The following is a 272-nucleotide window of genomic DNA, read 5'->3' on the forward strand; positions in this document are numbered from 1 at the left end:
CCTTGACCCCCACAGACTTCTCCGCGCGCGCTAGCCTGCTCGGTTCGGCTACTAGCAATGCCTGTGATGGCGGAACGATTGACATAATGCTGTCTGACGCCAAGAATAGTTTCAGATCAATGTACTTGATCCCTAAGGCCGCCGCCCGTTCTTGTGTCTGAGCCGAGCGTCCTTCAAGGCGAGTGACGATCTCTGCGCCCGAGCAGAGCAGTGTCCTGGCCACAGCACCGCCTATCGAACCCATCCCGATCAGTGCGATCTTCGTCTCGACA

Annotated in this window: 1 protein-coding gene; it reads right to left on the reverse strand. The window is 57.7% G+C overall.

Going from position 1 to position 272, the window contains the following annotated elements; all coding sequences use genetic code 11:
- The coding region (locus SCA31_RS23485) for an NAD(P)-binding domain-containing protein (protein ID WP_410699426.1) at positions 1–272 on the reverse strand (272 nt) is incomplete at both ends.

Source organism: Chryseobacterium sp. SIMBA_028 (genome assembly GCF_046535285.1).
Taxonomy (GTDB): Bacteria; Bacteroidota; Bacteroidia; order Flavobacteriales; family Weeksellaceae; genus Chryseobacterium.